Source organism: Corynebacterium sp. HMSC078H07 (genome assembly GCF_001812805.1).
In the GTDB taxonomy this organism is placed as follows: Bacteria; Actinomycetota; Actinomycetes; order Mycobacteriales; family Mycobacteriaceae; genus Corynebacterium.
On record NZ_KV810438.1, the window covers coordinates 1 to 19,816 of the forward strand.

Consider the following 19,816-nt stretch of genomic DNA (forward strand, 5'->3'; position numbering starts at 1 on the left):
CGAGCCGGTTCATGACGTCGAGGCGTGAAGCAATAGTCAGCATGTACTGAACTATACAGCGAGTGCTGAACTATATCAAAGTGTGAAGAACCCGCCGCTCGCTCTGTCGATACCGGCGACGGTCGTCAGCAGCCCGCGACAACCGCGGCAACCGGCAGGAACTGCCTACGTTTTGCGCATCGGCTAAGCTGCCTTTCCGCCGTATAAAGCGCAAAAAGGAGCAGTTGACGTGACAGATTCGTTGGGTGCGCAGAAGATCCGTCGCGCCGCGCTGATCCTCATCCCGGCCATCGCCGCGTTCAACCTGTCCGCAGCCAAGGAAGTGTGGGAGGCCTCCCGTGAGGAGTACGACTCCGTCGAGGACGCCTTCGCCGATGAAAGTGCGAAACTGCTAATCATTTCACACTCTAATTCTCACTTTGGAGGTTAATCGGCGAATAAGGGCAGGTAGTGAAAGTGCGAAATGTGATCGGCTTTCATTCGCAGATTGACACTTTGATTCTCAGTTTGGCGCAAAGTGGGAATCTCAGACTGCATCCGGGTAGTGCGCCAGGGCCGGGTGTCGGACGCAGCGTGCGACCCCGAATCTCTTCTTATGCTTCGTTTGGGGCTCTAGGTCGCCACCAGAGCCCCGAGTTTCACAGGGCATTTGTTGAAGAGCTAACTAAAGCAGCCGAAAAGTGCAGTTTCGGCATGAGTTATCCACAGGCAGCAAAGTGACCCTAGCGCCCGTGCGGTGCGCTCGCGCATGCTTCAGGCATGAGCACATTCCACCTTCTTATCGCCGTTGGAGACTCGGCCTTGCGAGCTGAAGCGGCCTCCACCGCTGCGGCCAGTACTGCTGAGGTCAGCACCGTTGAGGACCCGCGTGATTTCCCGCGCTACCTGCCCAAAGTAGATGCGGTCCTCGCGGATTCGCTGACGGCAGGCCTCGTGGAGGGCCACCCGCGGGTCTACTTTTTGACACCCGACCCAGGGCCTATCGACTATGAAGCGGCACTGCGCTGCCATGCTGCTGCGGCATTTATCCTTCCTGCGCAATCGAAGGAACTGTTAGCGGCCCTTGCCGCTGATACCCACCCCGAGACACAGGCGGCTGCCGCGGGGTTGACCATTGCGGTGACCGGATCCGCTGGTGGGGTGGGTGCTTCCACGCTGGCGGCAGCGCTGGCGCGCCACGCTAGGGCGGCTTTGCTCGTCGATGCCGCGCCCTTGTCCGGTGGTCTCGACCTCCTGCTGGGAATGGAGAATAAACCCGGCGCGCGCTGGCCGGACCTGGCAGCAGGAACGGGGACGGTGGACCCGGGTGACCTCGCTCGTGCTCTGCCCACCACGCCAGATGGCATCGCGGTGCTTGCAGCAGCACGTACCACCAGCGCCGGTGCCACCAAGCTCAGCGCCACGCGGCGCGCGGCGATACTGCAGGCAGCCTGCGCGCACCCAGGAGTCGTCGTGGTGGATTGCCCGCCGTGGGATGTTCCGGATGCCGCAGACCACGTCGTCGTGGTGACCGCGGCAGAAGTGCGGGCGGCTGCTGCATGCGCGGAGATCGTCGCTGAACTGCGGGCGCGGCCTAAGGACTGCTCCGTGGTGCTGCGGCATAGGCAGTGGTCGGGGATTGATAAGGGGGACGTCGCCAAGCTCACGCACGCTGACCCCGTCGCACAGCTGCCAACAGTGCGCGGCCTAACCCGCGCGGTGGAAACTGGCGGACTTCCGCAGCGTCTGCCGCGCTCGCTCGCCCGTGCCGCGCGGGATATTTGGGAGGCGGTGGCATGAGTCTTATCGATACGATGCGCACCATCGTGGCCACAGAGCCACAGCTTGCGCACGATGCGTCGGCGCTGGCCCGTCGGATTAGGGAAGAAGCCGGCGTCATTAGTGATGTCGACGTGTTCGATCTCTTACAGCGCCTTCGCCACGATTCCTTGGGGTTGGGATTACTGGAGCCGGTGCTGTCCCTGCCGGGGCTTACCGACGTCGTCGTCAACGGCCCCGACTCCTGCTTCGTGGACTGCGGCCACGGATTGCAGCCCAAGGAGGTCGGTTTTAGCGATGACGCAGAGGTACGTCAGCTCGCAACGCGGCTGGCAGCGGTTGCCGGTGTGCGGCTTGATGATGCGCAACCGTTTGCCGATGGCCGCCTAACCCGCCCCGACGGCACCCGCATTCGCCTTCATGCGCTGTTGGCACCGCCCTCAGCAAGCGGGACGTGCATCAGCCTGCGCGTGCTGCGCCAAGCCCAGACGAGCCTGGCGCAGCTCGTGGCTAACGGCAGCATTGACTCGGGGGTGGAGGGGCTGCTGCGGGGGATCGTCGATAAGCGCGCGTCCTTCCTCGTCACCGGCGGTACCGGTTCGGGCAAGACGACGCTGCTTGCGGCACTTTTGGGCTGCGTGCCGGCGACCGAGCGTCTGCTCATTATTGAGGACACCCCGGAGCTTGCCCCGGCACATCCGCATGTGGTGACGCTGGTGTCGCGCCGGGCTAATGCAGAAGGTAGGGGTGAGATTTCGATGTCGCTCTTGTTGCGCCAGGCGCTGCGCATGCGTCCAGACCGCATTGTGGTGGGTGAAATCCGTGGCGCGGAGGTTGTCGAGCTGCTCGCCGCGCTCAACACCGGACACGATGGTGGCGCTGGCACGGTCCATGCCAATTCCGTCGATGAGGTACCTGCACGCATGGAAGCGTTAGCGGCGCTTGGCGGGTTGGACCGGGTGGCTTTGCATTCGCAGCTGGCTGCCGCAGTGCACGTGGTACTGGGGATGGAGCGCGGCCCAGAAGGCCGGCGCTTGGCCCACATTGGTGTACTGGAGGGCAACCCCGTGCGACCCCGGCTGGTGTGGACCGCTGATGGCGGGCCGCGCGCCGGGTTTAACGAGCTGTGCGCGCGGATGGGAGTTCAGCCATGATGTGGCTATATCTCGCCGCTGCATGCCTGTTGTCCCCACCCGGGGCGGTGTCGCGCCTGTCAACACCGAAGGCGCGCTCGATGGCACCTGCTGTGCTTTTCGTCGGCGTGGGATGCTGTGTCTTCTTCGGCAGGCCCACCGTGGTGATAGCTGCCGGTTGCGTCCTGGCCTGTGTGCTGTGGTTCGTTAATGATCTCGCCTCCGCCCGGCGGGAGCGCCGCGGTGTTGAGGCCCTAGCCTCCTATTTCGGCACTATTGCCGCGGAGCTGCGCGCTGGTTCTACTACTGCGAATGCCTTGCGTCGTGGCACGGACTCGTTACCCGACGCCACACCGGAGCACCTCCGCAGCGCGCTAAGCACCGCAGCTGGCCTCGCCGCACAGGGCGGGTCACCGTCGGTCGCTCTCACCACGCCGGAACTGTCCCGTTTCGCTGCGCTGTTGAATGTCTCCGGCCACCACGGTGTTGCATTGGCTGACCTAATGGAACAGGCTCAAAGTCAGCTCGACACAGCCCAGCGCCACGCCCGGGAAACCGCCGCCTCCTTGCAGGGACCGCAAGCCACGGCAGTGGTCCTGGCGTGTCTTCCGGTGGCCGGAATCCTTATGGGTGGGGCCATGGGGGCGGATTCCCTGGGGTTCCTCGTGGGCGGTGGAGTGGGCGGCGTGCTTCTCGACGTCGGCGTGGCCCTCGTCTGCGCCGGCTTTTGCTGGTCACGCCTCATCCTGCGAAAGGCTGCGCAATGACTCCGACAACCTATGTTGCCACCGCACTTCTCGCCGCAGCATTGGCTGTTGCTACTGCTGCTCCCGCGGGCCGTCTGGGGGTGGGAGGGACACGCACACCACGGCCGAAAACACCGCGCGATGGACCCGACTACGGTCCGCTCGATGCTGCAAGCGACCTCGAGCTTTTTGCCGCCTGCTTGGAAGCTGGCCTGTCTCCACGCATGGCTGTCGTGGCGGTGGCCGAAGCTTCCCCCACGTGGTCAGAGGCAGCCGCACTCATCGGAGTGGGAGTACCGATGAGTAACGCCTGGCAGGCCTTAGTCGCACATAAACACTTGGAGGAGCTCGTGCGGCTGGCGAAGCTTTCCGGTGACTCGGGTACAGCTATGGCTTCTGGGTGTCACCGCCTGGTGGCACAACTGCGCGCCGATGCTGCGGCGCAGGCAACCGCGAAGGCGGAGCGTGCTGGTGTGTTCATCGCCGCGCCGCTCGCCGTCTGTTTCTTACCCGCTTTCCTGGTCTTGGGACTGGTGCCCGTCATCATCAGTTTGGGCCAGCAGCTTCTTTAAAAACACACCACACAACACCACACGAAAGATAGGTACAATCATGCAGAAAACACTCGATAACAAGGCAAAACTCCTTAATGAGGACGGGATGTCGACGATTGAGTACGCCATGGGGTCGCTCGCAGCAGCAGCCCTTGCCGCGGTGCTCTACGCCGTGATTAACGGCGGCCAAGTTAGCAGTGCTATCACGTCCATCATTACCGACGCGCTCTCCAACACTCCGGTCTAATGCAGGTGCTTGACGACGCCGGCTCGGTCACCATCGAGGCCGCCCTCGCGCTCGCCTCCTTGGTCATCGTGGCCACGGGAATCGTGGGCGGTATAGCGACGCTGTCTGCTCACCTCGCTGCCGTTGATGCGGCGGGTGCTGCTGCGCGATCTGCTGCAATTGGGGTGGACTACCAGCGTGAGGGGGTTGCGGTCACCATTACTGAATCCTCCGGCCTTGTTACTGCGGAAGCCGCCGTCCCAGCACCTTTGGGAACTATGCGCGCGCAGGCGGTCTTCCCTGCGGAGATCGGAGCGGGTAGAGACTCAGGAGCGCGACCGTGAGGCGTCGTCAGCGCAGCTGGAGGCGAACTCTGGCAGGTGACGACGGCTATGCCACCGTCGTCACCGCCGGGATCATCGCCGCTGTCGCCTCGCTGCTGTTGGCCGTTGCAGCAGTTGGTTCTGCCGTTGCTGCACGCCACGCAGCGCAGGTAGCGGCCGATCTTGCCGCCGTGGCCGGTGCCTGGGATCTGGCCAAGGGCAGGGACGCCTGCTCGAAAGCTGAGGAGATTGCCGCTTTAAACAATGCGCGCCTTGACTCCTGTGCCGTTGATGACCGCGACGTTGAAGTCACCGCGCTGATACGTGGACGCAGGGCCATCGCCCGCGCCGGCCCAATCTAAGAAGATGCAGCTCTGCTTATTTCGTCATGGTGACTAGCGCGCCGAGGAGGGCCACGGCACCGGCCTTATCCAGCGGGTTGTTGCCGTTGCCGCACTTGGGGGACTGCACACAGGACGGGCAGCCGGACTCGCAAGGACAGGAACGCACGGCCTCAAAGGTGGCCTCGATCCACTCGGGGAAGCGGCGAAATCCTTCCTCAGCGAAGCCGGCACCGCCGGGGTGGCCGTCGTAGACGAAGACCGTGGGCAGGCCCGTATCCGCATGTTGTGCGGTGGACACGCCGCCAATATCCCAGCGGTCACACGTGGCAATGAGCGGCAGCAAACCAATGGCGGCATGTTCGGCTGCATGCAGAGTGCCCGGTGTGCGCCCCGCGGTGACTCCCATCGCTGCGAGTGCCAGCGGATCGATGGTGTAGGCCACCGCGCGGGTCACCAGGCGCTGCTTCGGAAGGTCGAGGGGCACCTCGTCGCCCACAGAGCCATCGGGAAGTCGGACCTGGTAGCCGGTGACCTTGTCGGTTACCTCGACCTCCAGGCTTGCTACCCACAGGCCCGGAGCGTAGTTCACCAACTCGTCGGCTTCGCGGAGGATACGGATATCCGTCGTGGACTTCGGCTGGGTGGTGTAGTCCGGTGTTTTCGGCACGGCTAGGGCCACGCCCGGCTCAGTGGACGCAGAACCATCAGCACCGCCAAGTTGTAGGTCCTCGATGACGAAGCTCTCACCGCGATGCAGGTAGACCGCGCCGGGATGCACCTGGCTCACGGCGCGGGCGGCGTCGATAGTGCCGAGGAGGCGGCCATCGGAGGCATCGACAATCATGACGTCGTCGCCCGAGCCGCCGCGCAGGGAGACAGCCGCGTGGGCAGTCTCCGGGGTAAGGTCTGCCGAGCCGGCAGGTAGGGGAGCGGCGAACCAGCCTTGGGGGCGGCGGCGCAGCAAACCCTGCTGGGCTAGGTCCTCGACCACGGCTTCAGCCTGGAAAGCGGCAACGTCGGCATCGGATAGGGGCTTTTCCACCGCCGCGCAATAGACATGTCCGCCCAGGATATAGGGGTTAGCCGGGTTAAACACGCTCGCTTCGACTGGCCGTCCCAACAGGGCTTCTGGGTGATGCACGAGGTAGGTGTCCATCGGCTCATCGCGGGCGACGAGTACGACGAGTGAGCCTTGGCCGCGGCGGCCCGCGCGGCCAGCCTGTTGCCAAAAGCTCGCCACCGTACCGGGGAAGCCAGCCGTGACTACGGCATCAAGCCCGCCGACGTCGATGCCAAGCTCCAGCGCAGATGTCGTGGCCACACCAAGTAAGGAGCCGTCGTCGAGGGCTTGCTCCAGCGCGCGGCGGTCTTCGGCTAGGTAGCCAGCACGGTAGGCGGCAATGCGCCGAGCGAAATCCGGACGGCCCAACCGGCCAGAAAGCTCCTCCGCTGCGCGCAATGCCGTGGTTTCCGCGGCACGTCGCGAGCGCACAAACGTCAACGTTCGCGCTCCCTGCGCCACCAACGCAGCCATCATCCAGGCCGCTTCCGTGGTGGCGGCACGACGCACCGGCGCGCCGTTTTGCCCCTCGATGCCCTCCATAAACCCGGGCTCCCACAAGGCCACGGTCCGCGCACCTGTCGGCGCGCCATCCTCAGTGACAGCGAGCATATTCCGTCCCGTCAGCCGCAGCGCGTGGGCGGCGGGATCCCGCATGGTGGCCGAGGCGGCAATAATCACCGGCCGCGAGCCATAATGCGCGCACAGGCGCAAAAGTCGGCGCACGACTAGTGCCACGTTTGCCCCAAACACGCCGCGATACGCGTGTGCTTCATCGATGACGATGAACCTTAAATGCCGCAGCACGCGCGCCCAGCGTTGATGCGCGCCCAACAGGGAGGAATGGATCATGTCCGGGTTAGAGAAAATGAACCGCGCGTGGTCACGGATGCCGGCGCGTGCTTCGGTGGGGGTATCGCCGTCGTAGGGGGCGGGGTGGACGTCGTGAAGCGCGGCGATACCCTGCGTGAGCTCCAGGACCGCACGCAATTGGTCCGAGCCCAGCGCCTTCGTCGGCGTGATATACAGCGCGCAGGCAGTAGGGTCCTGCGCCAGGCGGGTAAGAATGGGCAGGCGATAGCCTAGGGATTTTCCCGAACTCGTGCCCGTGGCCACCACCACGTCTTGGCCAGACCACGCAGTCTCCGCTACCGCGACTTGGTGGGCATAGAGCTTGGCGACGCCCTGTTCCCCCAACGCCGCCCGCAACTCCGGCAGGACCCACTCGGGCCACGGCGCATACTGGGCAGGCTGGGCCGGCAGGGTCGTGGAGTGCGTCAGCTCAGATTCGGCGAAGCGCTCGACAAGAAGCTCAACGAGCTCCTCGCCCATAGGGTTTTCTCTCACGCTCGCCTCCACATTTCAGCCACGCATTCCCAAAACGTGGCACACTAGTGCAACAGATTGAGCATTGTATATCCGCAAAGGACAACTCTTCATGGCATACGGTACCGTCAAGTTCTTCAACGCCGAAAAAGGTTATGGATTCATCGAGCAGGAGGACGGATCGGGCGATCTCTTCGTGCACTACACCGAAATCCAGGGCACGGGTTTCCGCACTCTAGAAGATAACCAGCGTGTTTCCTTTGAGGTCAGCGACGGCCCCAAGGGCCCGCAGGCCACCCACGTCGAGACGGTCTAGGGAGTTTCCGCATAGCCGCGGCGAGTATCCCACCATTCCATGAGCTTGTTCTGGCCTTTTTGCAGGCCAAAGCCAATAATGACCGCGGCGATGATGGAAATGATCATGGCGATGGCGGGCGAGCCCGAAAAAGCCACACCGCCCAAGTAGCCAATGGCTAGCGCCTGGATTACCCATAGCAGCACGCCGATGGTGTCGAAGAAGAAAAACAGCGGCCAGGGGTAGCGCATGGAGCCTAGGAGGATCGTCATGAACAGGCGGGCCGAGGGGATAAAACGCGCAATGATGATGGCCGCGCCGCCGCTGCGCCGAATGTTGCGCTTGACCCACGTTAAGGCGTCGTAGGCCTTGGTGCCTTTTTGGGCTCTATTAATAAGGGTAATAAGCCGCGTGCCCAAAAGGAAACACAAGTTATCGCCCAAGATGGCGGCCACCATGGCGGTGAAAAACATCGTGGGCAGGTGCGGGAAACCTTGCGAGCCAGACCAAGCGCCCACCATGTTGAGGGGGATTTCCGAGGGCAGCACAGGGAAGAAGCAGTCGAAGAAAATCAGGGTGCCCACCAGCGGATAAATCCACTGGGTGGCCATGATGACCTCGAACCATGCGGTAATAGAAGCAATCACGTCTTCTCCCTGCGTCACGCTGTAGGGGCCTTTCTCAGACGGCAAGTATAGACCCCTCACGTGTGGACGCACAGTGGCCTCAATAACTACAGTGAGCCTTTATCTGTGTACGCTAGGGGCAATTGCCCAGCAGAGGGTTAGCCATCGGAAGGGATGAAGCAGAAGTGGCAGAAGGTACCGGCCCGGGGAAGACCCTGGTCATCGTCGAGTCAGCAACCAAGGCGAAGAAGATTCAGCCTTACCTCGGCGATAAGTACATCGTTGAGGCCTCCGTCGGTCACATCCGTGACCTTCCGCGTGGCGCTGCCGACGTCCCCGCTAAGTACAAGAAGGAATCCTGGGCGCGCCTCGGTGTGAACCCGGAGGATAACTTCACCCCGCTGTATGTCATCAGCCAGGACAAAAAGAAGAAGGTTGCTGACCTCAAAGCCAAGCTGAAGCAGTGCGATCAGCTCTACCTCGCAACAGACCCCGACCGCGAAGGCGAAGCCATTGCCTGGCACCTGCTGGAAGTGCTCAAGCCCAAGGTGCCGGTGCGCCGCATGGTCTTCAACGAGATCACCAAGTCCGCCATCCTGGAGGCCGCGGAGAACACCCGTGAGCTCGACGCCGATCTTATCGACGCCCAGGAGACCCGCCGCATCCTCGACCGCCTCTACGGCTACGAGGTCTCCCCGGTGCTGTGGAAGAAGGTCATGCCGCGTCTGTCGGCTGGCCGCGTGCAGTCGGTAGCAACCCGCGTCATCGTCGAGCGCGAACGCGAGCGCATGGCGTTCATCCCGGCCGAATACTGGGATCTCACAGCAACGCTGAAATCCACGCCGGACTTCGATGCCCGTCTGAGTGCCCTCGATGGCAAGCGCGTTGCCGCTGGCCGTGACTTCAACGATAAGGGTCAGCTGAAGGGCGACGAGGTGGTCGTCGTCAAGCAGGCCCAAGCCGAGCAGCTGGCCAGCGCGCTGGAAGGCTCCACCATGACGGTGGCCAGCGTCGAGCACAAGCCGTATTCGCGCAAACCTTCCGCACCGTTTATGACCTCGACGCTGCAGCAGGAGGCTGGTCGGCGCCTGCACTACACCTCGGAACGCACGATGCGCATTGCGCAGCGCCTCTACGAGAACGGTCACATCACTTATATGCGTACCGACTCGACCTCCCTGTCCAAGCAGGGCCTGGGCGCTGCCCGTGAGGCGGCAACGTCCATTTTCGGCGCCGAGTTCGTGGCGGATGGCCCACGTACCTATGACCGCAAGGTGAAGAACTCGCAGGAAGCCCACGAGGCCATCCGCCCTGCGGGTGAGCGTTTTGCCACCCCGGGCCAGTTGGCAGGCCAGCTCGACGCTGAGGAGTACAAGCTCTACGAGCTGATTTGGAAGCGCACCGTGGCCTCTCAGATGGCTGATGCCAAGGGCACGTCCATGAAGGTCACCGTGCAGGCCTCTGCCGATGGCCACGACGTGGACTTCTCCGCCACCGGCCGCACGATTACCTTCCCGGGCTTCCTCAAGGCCTATGAGGATGTGGCGGCGAAGGGTTCGAACGAGGAATCCCGCCTGCCGCACCTCAACGAGGGCGATACGCTCACGGCGTCCGCGGTTACTGCCGACGGACACTCCACCAACCCGCCGGCGCGCTATACCGAAGCCAGCCTGGTGAAGAAGATGGAAGATTTGGGCATCGGCCGCCCATCGACGTACGCCTCCATCATCAAAACCATCCAGGACCGCGGCTACGTGCTCTCCCGCGGAAATGCGCTGGTGCCCTCGTGGGTCGCCTTCGCTGTGGTGGGCTTGCTGGAGAACAACTTCACCGAGCTGGTGGACTATGATTTCACCTCCTCCATGGAGGACGAGCTGGACTCCATTGCCGCCGGCCGTGAGAACGGCACGGAGTGGCTGAACAACTTCTACTTTGGCAATACCGAGGCAGGTGAGCAGAAAGCTGCGTCTATTGCCCGCCACGGCGGCCTGAAGTCCTTGGTGGACATCAACCTGGAGGCTATCGACGCCCGCCAGGTCAACTCCCTGCGTCTTTATACCGACGCGGAGGGCCGCGATGTCTTCGTGCGCGTGGGCCGTTATGGTCCTTACATTGAGCGCGCCGTGGGCACCAACGAGGACGGCACGGTGGAGTACCAGCGCGCCAACCTGTCTGAAACCGTCACCCCGGACGAGCTCAACGAGGCTCTGGCGGAGAAGCTCTTTGCCACCCCGCAGGGCGGGCGCGAGCTGGGCCAGAACCCAGAAAACGGCCGCACCATCGTGGCCAAGGAAGGCCGCTTTGGCCCGTACGTGACCGAGCAGGTGCGTGACGACGAGCGCGAGAAAGCCGAGGCCGAAGCCGAGGAGATCGTTAAAGAAGAGCGCGCCGCCGAGGACGCCCAGCGCGCTGCCGAGGGCAAGCGCGCGAAGAACTGGGAGACTAAGACCGCGGCGAAGCAGAAGGAAAAGCGCATTGCTGAGTACATCGAAGAGAAACTCAAGCCAGGCACGGCCTCGCTGTTTAGCTCTATGGAGCCGGCAAGCGTCACCCTTGAGGAAGCTCTCAAGCTGCTGAGCCTGCCGCGTGAGGTGGGCGTGGACCCGGTGGACGGTGAGGTCATTACCGCCCAGAACGGCCGTTATGGCCCGTACCTGAAGAAGGGCAAGGACTCGCGTTCTTTGGCCAACGAGGATCAGATTTTCTCCATCACCTTGGATGAGGCGCGCCGCATCTACGCGGAGCCGAAGCGCCGTGGCCGTGCGGCCGCGCAGCCGCCGATTAAGCAGCTGGGTGACAACGACGTTTCCGGCAAGCCGATGACGGTCAAGGACGGCCGCTTCGGCCCGTACGTCACCGACGGCACGACGAATGCTTCGCTGCGCCGCGGCGACGATCCGGAGCAGCTTACCGACGCCCGCGCGAACGAGCTTCTCTCCGAGCGCCGCGCCAAGGAAGCCGCCAACGGTGGCACGAAGAAGGCTACGAAAAAGAGCACCAAGAAGTCGACGAAGAAGGCCACCAAGAAGTCGACGCGCAAGGCAACCAAGAAGGCCACGAAGAAACCCTCGCCAGGTACGAAGAACGTGGTCAAGGCCGGATCGCGCAGGAAGTAGCTAGGCCATGAAGACCAGCTTCGCGCGCGACATGCTGGACCGTACCCAGGAAGGCACCGCTGCGCTCCTGCACGCGGTGGGCCCAGCCTTTGCTGGCCGCGATCACTTCACCCTCGGCGCGCTCGCCGCGGGAGAGATCGCCGCATGGTCGGGCCTGTTTACGTGGCGCACGCTGGGCACCGCGACGACGATTGCGGCACCTGTGCTCCTAGCCTTGCGCCCCGACTGCTCCCCGGCGACCCGCGTGGGGCTCATTGCTGCTGCTCTAGGCCAAGCCTCCAAGCGCGGTAAACCAACGACGTTTGGCGTGACGTGCGTGAGTGCGCAATACGCCTCCTTTGCGTGGGCGCTGCGCGGAGCGCGCAATGATGCGACGGGCTGGGGCCTGCGTGCGGGCGCGTGGGCGGCAGGCATCGCGCTAGCTCGTACTCGCAGCGAACGCCTCGCCACGGCTGTCGCTGGAGTCCCAGCGGGTGCGCTTTCCGCGCTAGCCGGTGACCCGGCCTTGCGTGCTGCCGAATCTACGCAGGGGATTAGCCACGGCGCCAACCTTCTTCTGGCCTCTGAGGCTGCGACTGTGGTCCGAACGCGTGCGGCGCAGCTCCCTGCTGCGGGAAAGACTGTGGGAAAGCTCCTGGCTGCGGGCCAGTCGGCGGCCCAGACGGTAGGCCTGGTGCTGCTGGTGGATGGCCTGGCGCGGAAGGCACAGGGTTAGACACGGGGTTAGGCACAGCCCCCAACTCCGGGCGCATCGTCTTTCCATAAGACAAGCGGCGGTGAACCCACTCGAAAGGACCGGGCTTGCCTGCGGCCTCAAGCGCGCAGGCGATAAGGAGCGTTGCTAGCCACACGCCGGCGGCCAGCGCTGCTTGGCCCGTGGCACTGAAGTCTGGGCCGATGTTCAGTGTGAAGGGGTAGACCAGCGCCAAGAAGAACACGGACTGCAGTACATAGCCGGTCATGGAACGCTTACCCAGCGCAATCAACGGCCAAAGGAACCATGGGCGCGCACCACGACGCTGCAGGGGTTCCAAGGCAAGTGTCGCCGCCGCCACGATGCCTGGGCCGGTGAGCATACCGATGAAGCTATTTGCTGCGTTGAGAGGCTCCGCCAGTGCCGGATCAATGAATCCGCTGGCGGCCAAGCCCCACGGCAGACCGATGAAGAGGATGATGGCCGCGGTAATCGCCGTCCAGATCCAAAGCTCGCGGCGGTGTCCGCCCGCCAGCGTGCCGCGGCGCGCCCATACGAAGCCGACGAGCATCACGGGCAGCACAATGAAGCCGGTGAAGGGCATTGAGAGGAGCTGGGCGACCACCATGAAGGCTTGTTCGCCCAGCAACTCCCAGTAGTTTTGTGCGGAGGAGAATGCGCCAACATCAACCGTCGAGGTATCAATGAACGCGGAACCAATCCCCATGCCGATACCGATCAATACTGTGAGCCCGAAGAGCACATAGGCCACGATCATGAGGACTCTATCGGAGAGGAAAAGTACGAGCGCGATGAGAATGCCCATCATTCCGTACAACATCATGATGTCTCCCATAAACAGGAAAAGACAGTGCAGTGCTCCAAACAGCGCTAAGAACCCGTAGCGCTTCACAATCACCGTCCGCGCGCGGCCTAGCGGGAAACCTCGCCGCCACAAGCTCATCGCGATAAGCCCCACACCGAAGCCCAGCAACGTGGAGAACATCGGCAGGCCACGCACGTGGACGAACATGGCGGCAAAGACCACATAGATTTTGTCCGCGAGGGTCTCGACACCGCCAAAGTAGGCGTCAGGCCCCTCACCGCTGGTGGAGATCCACCCAGTGGTGATGTTGGCTAGAGCGATGCCCAGCAGGGCCATGCCGCGAGCGACATCGGGGACAAGGAGGCGAGGACTCGAAGTCTGGCGTGGTGGATGGGGCTGGTGTGGCTGTTGGAGCATGGCCTCGAAGTTACCAGAATCACAAGAGCCTATTTATCCTTGGGCGCGCTCCGCCAGAGTCGGGCGAATCGGGCGTGCCAGCTGCGTCATACGACGGCGCCCGCGCAGCTCAATGGACTTCATGAGTGTCCAGCGCGCTTGCTCCGCCTCATTAGCTCCGCGCAGCGTGGCGGAGTTGGTGAGCACCTGGCCCGGGGTGTCTTTGGCCAGTTCGGTCAGGCGAGCGGCTTCATTGACGGCGTCACCAATCACGGTGTACTCAAAGCGGTCCGCACCACCAATGTGGCCGGCCACCACGTGGCCCGCAGCTACGCCGATGCCTGCCTGCAGCTGCAGACCGCGCAGCTCCTGGCGCAGCTCGCGGGCAGCTTGTAGCGCCATAGAGTTGGCGTCATAGACCGTGAGTGGTGCACCGAAGACGGCGAGGGCGGCATCGCCCTGGAATTTGTTGATGATGCCCTTGTTGCGGTGCACGACCTCCACGACGTGCTCGAAGAACTTGTTAAGTTCCTCCACGACCTCCTCCGGGGTGTGGTTGACCGCGAAGGTGGTGGACCCGATGACGTCGATAAACAGCACCGCAACCTTGCGGTCCTCGCCGCCGAGTTCCGGGCGTTCCTCCAGTGCACGCTGGGCCACCTCAGTGCCGACGTAGCGGCCGAAGATATCGCGCACGCGCTGGCGCTCGCGCAGCCCACGCATCATCTCGTTAAAACCAGCCTGCAGCACGCCGAGCTCGGAACCATCGTAGATATCCACCTGGACATCGGTCTCACCGCGGCGCACGCGGTTAATGGCGTCCTGTAGCTCCAGGATGGGGTCCACCACGCTCATCATGGCGAACATGGTGCCGATAAGTCCCGTACCCAACGCGGTGATGCTCAGCGCGATGATGGCGGGAATGATATCGGAAGTCTGGGTAGTGAACATCCCCATCTTCTGGCCCAAGTGGACCAAGATGATGCCGATGAGCGGGATGCCGGAAGTCATGAGCCACGTGGACATCAGGCGGTACTTAATTGGCGGCTCCAAAGTGGAATCCTCGAAGCGCCGCGCCACGGCCTCCGCCGCGACGGGCCGCACGAGGCGCTCGGCCTGCAGATAGGTGAGAAGCACGACGAGCGCACCGGCCAGCGTGGAGGACACTCCCACCACGATTCCCAAGCTCGCTGATTGTTGGCCGGCGAGCACCACAGCCAGGATGATGCCGAGGAACCACACCATGGCGGCCACACCAGCCTGGTAAATGGGGATGCGCAGCACCAGGTTGCGCACCATGTTGGGGTCGTGGGCCGTCGGGTTGCGTTGCCAATCCAGTACCGGCCGGAAGATGCGCAGTGTGACCGCAATACCGATGATGACGGCGAAGATGACAAACAGCGAGCCGTAGGTCCACAGGTGCGGCGTTTCGGAGATGAATTCCGAAATCTCCGGCATGGGGAGGAAGAAGACCACAAAGGTCATAATCGCGATGGCGCCGATGATGTTGGCGCCCAAGACGAGCGCGGCGTACATCGGCCATTGGGTGCCCCACAACCAGCGGGCGCCACGCATCAGTCTGTTCATGGTTACACACTTTAGTTATCCCAGTAGGCTTGAGCGAGTGAACACCTCCAGCGTTGCTACAAGGCTTGCCGACGCCCCCTCCGTCGCCCACACCATCCTCAGCGCTGCCCGCGCGGCGCGGGGCGAGGGCGACCCGCGCGCGATGAGCCATTCCTGGCTGTTTACAGGCCCTCCCGGTGCCGGGCGCTCGCTGGCCGCGCAGTGCTTCGCGGCCGCCCTCATGTGTACCTCTGCTGATGAGAACGGTGACCCGGGCTGCGGGCGCTGCCCGTCCTGCCAGAGCGTCCTGGAGAATCACGAGCACACCGACTTGGTCTACGTGGACCCAAAGGAACAGTTCATTACCGTGGGCGAGGCCCGTGATGTCATCGGGCGCGCGGCCAGCCTGCCGAGTGTCGCTCCCTGGCGCGTGGTCATCTTCAACAAGGCAGATCGCCTCCGCAACGAGGCCGCCAACGCTCTGCTGAAGACCGTGGAGGAGCCCCCAGAGCGCACCGTCATCATTATGGTGGCACCCTCAGAGGACCCGGAGGACTTCTCGGTCACTCTGCGCTCCCGCTGCCGGCACCTTTATATCCCGGCGCCGAGTGTGGAGGGCGTCGTTAAGCAGCTCGTTGCCGAAGGCGCCAGCGAGGATGACGCGCGCCTAGCCGCCGTGACCACCCTGCGCCACGTGGGGCGTGCGCGACACCTCGTCAAAGACCCGGCCGCACAAAAGCGCCGTGCCATGGCCATCAACCTGGCTGAGGACGTCTTCCACGGCTCCCAGGCCTTCCAGTCTGTCACCGCGTTGCTGAAATTCATTGAGAAGGACGCTAAGGACTCCCACGCGGAGGCAGAGGAGGCGGAGCGCTCCAAGATTGAGCAATCCTTCGGCGTTGGTGCCAAAGGTAAAGGCGCGGCCAAGGCACAGCGCGACGCCCGCAGTGCCCTGAAGGACCTGGAGGATCTCCACAAGAAGCGCGCTAAGCGCCGCATTGCTGACGGCCTCGACATCGCCCTCGTGGATCTCGCCGGCATTTACCGCGATGCGCTCATGCTCAAAGTTGGCGCTGAAGTGGAGATGACCCACCCGGACTTCGCGGGCCTAGCCGGTGAACTTGCTCAACGCGTGAGCGAAGACGGCCTGCTGGCCGCCCAGTCCGCTATCCGCACCTGCCGCGAGCAGCTGCCGCAGAACGTCACGCCGCAAGTGGCTTTCGACGGCATGGTGGGCCGCCTGCGCCTGGCCTGTGGCGCGCGCTAACCAGCACGTGTGCTGCGTGCACACTACAGGTGATAGCCCGATTTCTTTATCAGCCCAGGCCTAGGCTAAACTCTCAGGCGGTGCATATACACACTGCATCGTGCCGCCTTAGCTCAGTCGGTAGAGCATCTCACTCGTAATGAGAAGGTCGCGAGTTCGATTCTCGCAGGCGGCTCCACTTAGACGTCGGATTTGATAAGTACCCTTTTGCGTTAGCGAGTATCGCTTAGGGGGGTGTGAAAAATCGCTTGCGTTAGCGGGTTTGGGTTTTGCGTTAGCGGGTATCTTGTTTGCCCTAGTAAAATGCGTATTCAGGGTTTAACGCGCTAACGAAGCGTTAAACCTAAGGCCGTTTCACGAGGAGGTGTGTGGTGAGATCGTATGCGTCCGGCGATGAACTAGCCGCAGAGATTACTAAGCGTGGCGAACTTTTTATCGGCGAGTTCGTAGGCGTTCCTGGCGATGGTTGGGACCGGCTGGTTGACGGTGTTGACCGCACGCCCCGGCAGATGATCGCCTACCAGCTTGGCTGGATGGAATTACTGCTCGGCTGGGAACGTGACGAACAAGCCGGTCTTGACGTGGTGACTCCGGCACCTGGTTTTAAGTGGAATCAACTGGGCGGATTGTATGAATCGTTCTACCAACGCTGGGAGCAGGTATCTACTGAGGATTTGATCGACAGGTTCAAGATCCTGCTTGGTGAGATAGTCAAAATGGTGGGCGGTCTAACCGAATCAGAATTGTTTAGTTCGGGTCAGCGTGCGTGGGCTTCTTCCACCCCGTCGGCGTGGCCGGTGTGGAAATGGGTGCATATCAACACCGTCGCGCCATTTACGACGTTTCGCACCAAAATCAGGAAGTGGAAGAAACTGGCAGCCTGCTAGCAATAGGCACGGTGATTTCAGTGCCGATTCTGAAGACGAACTGGATCTCGTTGGCTCCGATAACGGCATGGTCGATAAGCGCTGTCCACTGGGATGGTTGAAAATGCTGGATGGGCTTGTCGGCCAACTGGGTGTAGGCGGTTTTGATCGCAGTGGCCTTGGCACTCTTGGCAGCAATCTCGGCCTCGATGGCTTGTTTGCGGCCCAGGGTTTTCTGGTATCGCGCTTCTAGCTGGGTGTAGCGGGCGAGGTATTGGTCCTGGTCTTGCGCTACCCGCTGATTTTCTGCAACCAATGATTCAATCTCGCTGGCAAGAGCGCGGATTTTCTCGTCTAGGCGCTTGGACTCCGCTTCGAGCTGGTCTGTATTAAACATGGAGTCGATGACCTGTGGTAGGTGGCTTTGTCCGCGATATTGTTCAGCCAGCTGGTTTAGCGCGGCGAGGAACGCGGTCTGGATTTGCTCATCACGCAAGGTAGCGGTCTGGCAGGGACGGGGATGGTCGTATTTTTGGTTGCACCGCCAGATCGTGTGCTTGTATTTAGTGTTGGATGCCCAGGTTTTGCGTCCGTACCAGGATCCGCAATCTGCGCATTTGAGTCGGCTGGCAAATAGGCCGATTTTGGAGCTGTTGGTTGCGTGGCGGGTGGCCAACTCGTATTGAACCTGATCCCAGACGGGCGCATCAATAATCGGCTCGTGGTTTCCGGTGACGTAGTATTGCGGGACTTCGCCCTCGTTTACTTCGATTCGTTTGGTTAGGAAGTCAGCGGTGAACGTTTTCTGGAGCAGGGCGTCGCCTTTATATTTCTCATTGGTCAAGATGGAGCGCACGGTTGAGGTGGACCAGTTGGTTTTACCTCGCGGAGTCAAAATACCGCGACGCTGTAGCTCGGCACGGATTTCGGTGATCGATGAGCCGTCTAGAAACAGCTGGTAGATCAAGCGCACGGTCGGGGCTTGAGTCTCATCAATAGCGAGGTTACCGTCAGCGCCTTTCTTATATCCCAGTAGCGAGGAGTAGGGCACCATGACTTTCCCATCAGCGAAGCGTCTGCGATGTCCCCAGGTGACGTTCTCAGATATGGAGCGAGATTCTTCCTGGGCAAGACTACTCATGATGGTGATGAGTAGTTCGCCTTTAGAATCAAGGGTCCAGATGCTTTCTTTCTCGAAATACACCTCCACACCGGCTTCTTTTAGCTGTCGGACGGTGGTCAGGGAGTCGACGGTGTTACGAGCAAACCGCGAGACACTCTTGGTGAGGATCAGATCAATTTTCCCGGCTAACGCGTCGGCGATCATGGCTTGGAAGCCCTCACGGTGTTTGGTAGAAGTACCGCTAATGCCTTCGTCGGCATACATGCCAGCAAACACCCAATCAGCACGCGATTGGATGTGGACGGTGTAGTAATCGATTTGGGCTTGATAGCTGGTGGCTTGTTCTTCCATATCGGTGGACACCCTTGCGTAGGCTGCCACCCGGCGTTTGGAGCTAAAACCTGAAAGCGCGCTGTCGTGGATGCGTGTCTTGGTTGCTGGTATCGCGGTAACCGTAGCCACTGTTATTCTCCTTCCAGCTGGGCCAGCGCAATGACTGTCTGGCGCTGATCGTCATGGGTGAAGATCAACTTGTCTTTCATGACCGTGATGCAAGATAGGCGGGACATGATTTCTTCCTCATTCCACTTAGCCAGCGTGAGGATCTTGATTACTGTTTGTTTGAGTCGGGTTTCTTTGAGATCCGGCCCACAAGTATTGCCTTGCCCGAGGCATGCTCCCCAGCAACGCCAAATCTTGTAAGCACCAGCCTTTCGGTAGCGGGTTTTACGCTGATAATTCCTGCCACACGAGGCACACTTGATCCTGGAAGTAAAACAGCCCGTGGCAAGCGAAGGCGTGGCAGCAAGACCAAGCCTGCGGCGACGCGCTAACTCTGTTTGTACTTGTTGGAAGGTCTCTGTGTCGATGATGGCGGGATGGGAGTCTTCAACCCAGTAGCGCTCCAACTCGCCATTGTTTTTTACTTCTCGTTTGGCGCCGATAGCGGGGATGAAGGTTTTTTGAAGCATCTGGTTTCCGGTGTAGCGCTCGTTTTCAAGGATGCGGCGAGCAAGATTAGGCTCTAAGGGTTCACCGGTTAGAGAACGGAAACCTTCAGCGTTAAGTTGAGCCACAGTTTTCTCAGGCGATATCCCTGCCAGGAAGCTGGTGTAGATGCGTCTGATGGCTTCGGCTTCGCGCGCCTCGATGTGGAAGCGTTCTCCGTCCCAGCGGTAGCCGTAAAGCACAAACGAATTCGTTTTGCCTTGTTTGAAACCTTGCCTAATCGCCCACTTCACATTCGCTGACAAAGAAGCAGACTCTTCTTGGGCAAACGAGGCTAGCAACGTCAGCAGTAGCTCACCGTCAGCGGTGGCAGTGTCGATATGTTCACGCTCAAAACGGATAGAAACACCCAAGTTCTTGAGTTCGCGCACGATACGAAGCAGGTCGAGCGTGTTGCGGGCAAGCCTGGAGATCGACTTGCACAACACAATATCCACCCCGCCATTCCTGGCGAGCTCCATCAAGTCTGCTAGGCCTTGTCGGCCGCTGGTTTTGGTGCCAGTGATTCCCTCATCGGTGAAAACTCCCGCGTAGGGGCCTGACCCCCGGAAAGTAGACACGTC

18 protein-coding genes and 1 tRNA gene are annotated in these 19,816 nt (G+C 61.7%); 13 read left to right on the forward strand and 6 right to left on the reverse strand.

What is annotated here, in order from left to right:
- Nucleotides 1–229 precede the first annotated feature (229 nt).
- From HMPREF2875_RS01215 to HMPREF2875_RS01250, 8 genes are all read left to right on the forward strand, one after another.
- Complete coding sequence (locus HMPREF2875_RS01215; RefSeq protein WP_070669691.1) at nucleotides 230–430, forward strand: hypothetical protein; 201 nt, start codon at nucleotides 230–232, stop codon at nucleotides 428–430.
- A 329-nt stretch (nucleotides 431–759) separates the two neighbouring features.
- Nucleotides 760–1,779 (forward strand): septum site-determining protein Ssd, encoded by a 1,020-nt coding sequence (gene ssd, locus HMPREF2875_RS01220; protein WP_070669692.1) that lies wholly within the window; start codon nucleotides 760–762, stop codon nucleotides 1,777–1,779.
- On the forward strand, nucleotides 1,776–2,912 hold the full coding sequence (locus tag HMPREF2875_RS01225; RefSeq protein WP_070669693.1) for a TadA family conjugal transfer-associated ATPase: 1,137 nt from the start codon (nucleotides 1,776–1,778) through the stop codon (nucleotides 2,910–2,912). Before ssd ends, HMPREF2875_RS01225 begins: the two co-directional genes overlap by 4 nt.
- A gap of 80 nt (nucleotides 2,913–2,992) precedes the next feature.
- On the forward strand, nucleotides 2,993–3,658 hold the full coding sequence (locus HMPREF2875_RS01230; protein WP_246816995.1) for a type II secretion system F family protein: 666 nt from the start codon (nucleotides 2,993–2,995) through the stop codon (nucleotides 3,656–3,658).
- On the forward strand, nucleotides 3,655–4,209 hold the full coding sequence (locus HMPREF2875_RS01235) for a type II secretion system F family protein (protein ID WP_070669695.1): 555 nt from the start codon (nucleotides 3,655–3,657) through the stop codon (nucleotides 4,207–4,209). Before HMPREF2875_RS01230 ends, HMPREF2875_RS01235 begins: the two co-directional genes overlap by 4 nt.
- A gap of 40 nt (nucleotides 4,210–4,249) precedes the next feature.
- Nucleotides 4,250–4,438 carry a DUF4244 domain-containing protein gene (locus tag HMPREF2875_RS01240; RefSeq protein ID WP_070669696.1) on the forward strand — a complete coding sequence of 63 codons (189 nt, stop codon included), beginning with the start codon at nucleotides 4,250–4,252 and terminating at the stop codon, nucleotides 4,436–4,438.
- Nucleotides 4,438–4,761: a hypothetical protein gene (locus HMPREF2875_RS01245; protein WP_070669697.1), complete on the forward strand. Its 324-nt coding sequence runs from the start codon at nucleotides 4,438–4,440 to the stop codon at nucleotides 4,759–4,761. The genes HMPREF2875_RS01240 and HMPREF2875_RS01245 overlap by 1 nt, the downstream gene beginning before the upstream one ends.
- Nucleotides 4,758–5,102, forward strand: coding sequence for an Rv3654c family TadE-like protein (locus tag HMPREF2875_RS01250; protein ID WP_083311808.1), 345 nt, complete (start codon nucleotides 4,758–4,760; stop codon nucleotides 5,100–5,102). Before HMPREF2875_RS01245 ends, HMPREF2875_RS01250 begins: the two co-directional genes overlap by 4 nt.
- 16 nt (nucleotides 5,103–5,118) lie before the next feature.
- Here HMPREF2875_RS01250 and HMPREF2875_RS01255 read toward each other — a convergent pair whose 3' ends face one another.
- Nucleotides 5,119–7,476 (reverse strand): DEAD/DEAH box helicase, encoded by a 2,358-nt coding sequence (locus tag HMPREF2875_RS01255; RefSeq protein ID WP_210388124.1) that lies wholly within the window; start codon nucleotides 7,474–7,476, stop codon nucleotides 5,119–5,121.
- A 106-nt stretch (nucleotides 7,477–7,582) separates the two neighbouring features.
- Between HMPREF2875_RS01255 and HMPREF2875_RS01260 the strand changes: the two genes are divergently transcribed.
- Nucleotides 7,583–7,786: a cold-shock protein gene (locus HMPREF2875_RS01260; protein ID WP_039673371.1), complete on the forward strand. Its 204-nt coding sequence runs from the start codon at nucleotides 7,583–7,585 to the stop codon at nucleotides 7,784–7,786.
- Here the strand turns inward: HMPREF2875_RS01260 and HMPREF2875_RS01265 are convergent.
- Nucleotides 7,783–8,376 carry a DedA family protein gene (locus HMPREF2875_RS01265; RefSeq protein ID WP_371327545.1) on the reverse strand — a complete coding sequence of 198 codons (594 nt, stop codon included), beginning with the start codon at nucleotides 8,374–8,376 and terminating at the stop codon, nucleotides 7,783–7,785. The genes HMPREF2875_RS01260 and HMPREF2875_RS01265 overlap by 4 nt on opposite strands.
- A gap of 200 nt (nucleotides 8,377–8,576) precedes the next feature.
- Here HMPREF2875_RS01265 and topA point away from each other — a divergent pair, with 200 nt between their 5' ends.
- Nucleotides 8,577–11,507, forward strand: coding sequence for a type I DNA topoisomerase (gene topA, locus HMPREF2875_RS01270; protein WP_070669699.1), 2,931 nt, complete (start codon nucleotides 8,577–8,579; stop codon nucleotides 11,505–11,507).
- 533 nt (nucleotides 11,508–12,040) lie between these two features.
- Here the strand turns inward: topA and HMPREF2875_RS01275 are convergent.
- Both HMPREF2875_RS01275 and HMPREF2875_RS01280 read right to left on the reverse strand, forming a co-directional pair.
- The gene (locus tag HMPREF2875_RS01275; RefSeq protein ID WP_070669700.1) at nucleotides 12,041–13,444 is read right to left on the reverse strand and encodes a DUF418 domain-containing protein; all 1,404 of its coding nucleotides are present in this window, start codon (nucleotides 13,442–13,444) and stop codon (nucleotides 12,041–12,043) included.
- Between the two features lie 33 nt (nucleotides 13,445–13,477).
- Complete coding sequence (locus HMPREF2875_RS01280) at nucleotides 13,478–15,010, reverse strand: adenylate/guanylate cyclase domain-containing protein (protein WP_070669701.1); 1,533 nt, start codon at nucleotides 15,008–15,010, stop codon at nucleotides 13,478–13,480.
- Here HMPREF2875_RS01280 and HMPREF2875_RS01285 point away from each other — a divergent pair.
- The 3 genes from HMPREF2875_RS01285 to HMPREF2875_RS01295 all read left to right on the forward strand — a co-directional run bounded on the left by HMPREF2875_RS01285 (nucleotide 15,009) and on the right by HMPREF2875_RS01295 (nucleotide 17,143).
- On the forward strand, nucleotides 15,009–16,256 hold the full coding sequence (locus HMPREF2875_RS01285) for a DNA polymerase III subunit delta' (protein WP_083311809.1): 1,248 nt from the start codon (nucleotides 15,009–15,011) through the stop codon (nucleotides 16,254–16,256). The two genes, HMPREF2875_RS01280 and HMPREF2875_RS01285, sit on opposite strands and share 2 nt — an antisense overlap.
- A gap of 102 nt (nucleotides 16,257–16,358) precedes the next feature.
- Nucleotides 16,359–16,434: transfer RNA gene (locus tag HMPREF2875_RS01290), tRNA-Thr, on the forward strand.
- A 190-nt stretch (nucleotides 16,435–16,624) separates the two neighbouring features.
- The gene (locus tag HMPREF2875_RS01295; protein ID WP_011273047.1) at nucleotides 16,625–17,143 is read left to right on the forward strand and encodes a ClbS/DfsB family four-helix bundle protein; all 519 of its coding nucleotides are present in this window, start codon (nucleotides 16,625–16,627) and stop codon (nucleotides 17,141–17,143) included.
- Here the strand turns inward: HMPREF2875_RS01295 and HMPREF2875_RS01300 are convergent.
- Nucleotides 17,112–18,707 (reverse strand): recombinase family protein, encoded by a 1,596-nt coding sequence (locus tag HMPREF2875_RS01300; protein ID WP_070669702.1) that lies wholly within the window; start codon nucleotides 18,705–18,707, stop codon nucleotides 17,112–17,114. The genes HMPREF2875_RS01295 and HMPREF2875_RS01300 overlap by 32 nt on opposite strands.
- Nucleotides 18,708–18,709: 2 nt before the next feature.
- Nucleotides 18,710–19,816, reverse strand: a 1,107-nt coding sequence (locus HMPREF2875_RS01305; protein WP_141754543.1) for a recombinase family protein, incomplete at its 5' end; no start/stop codon positions are given.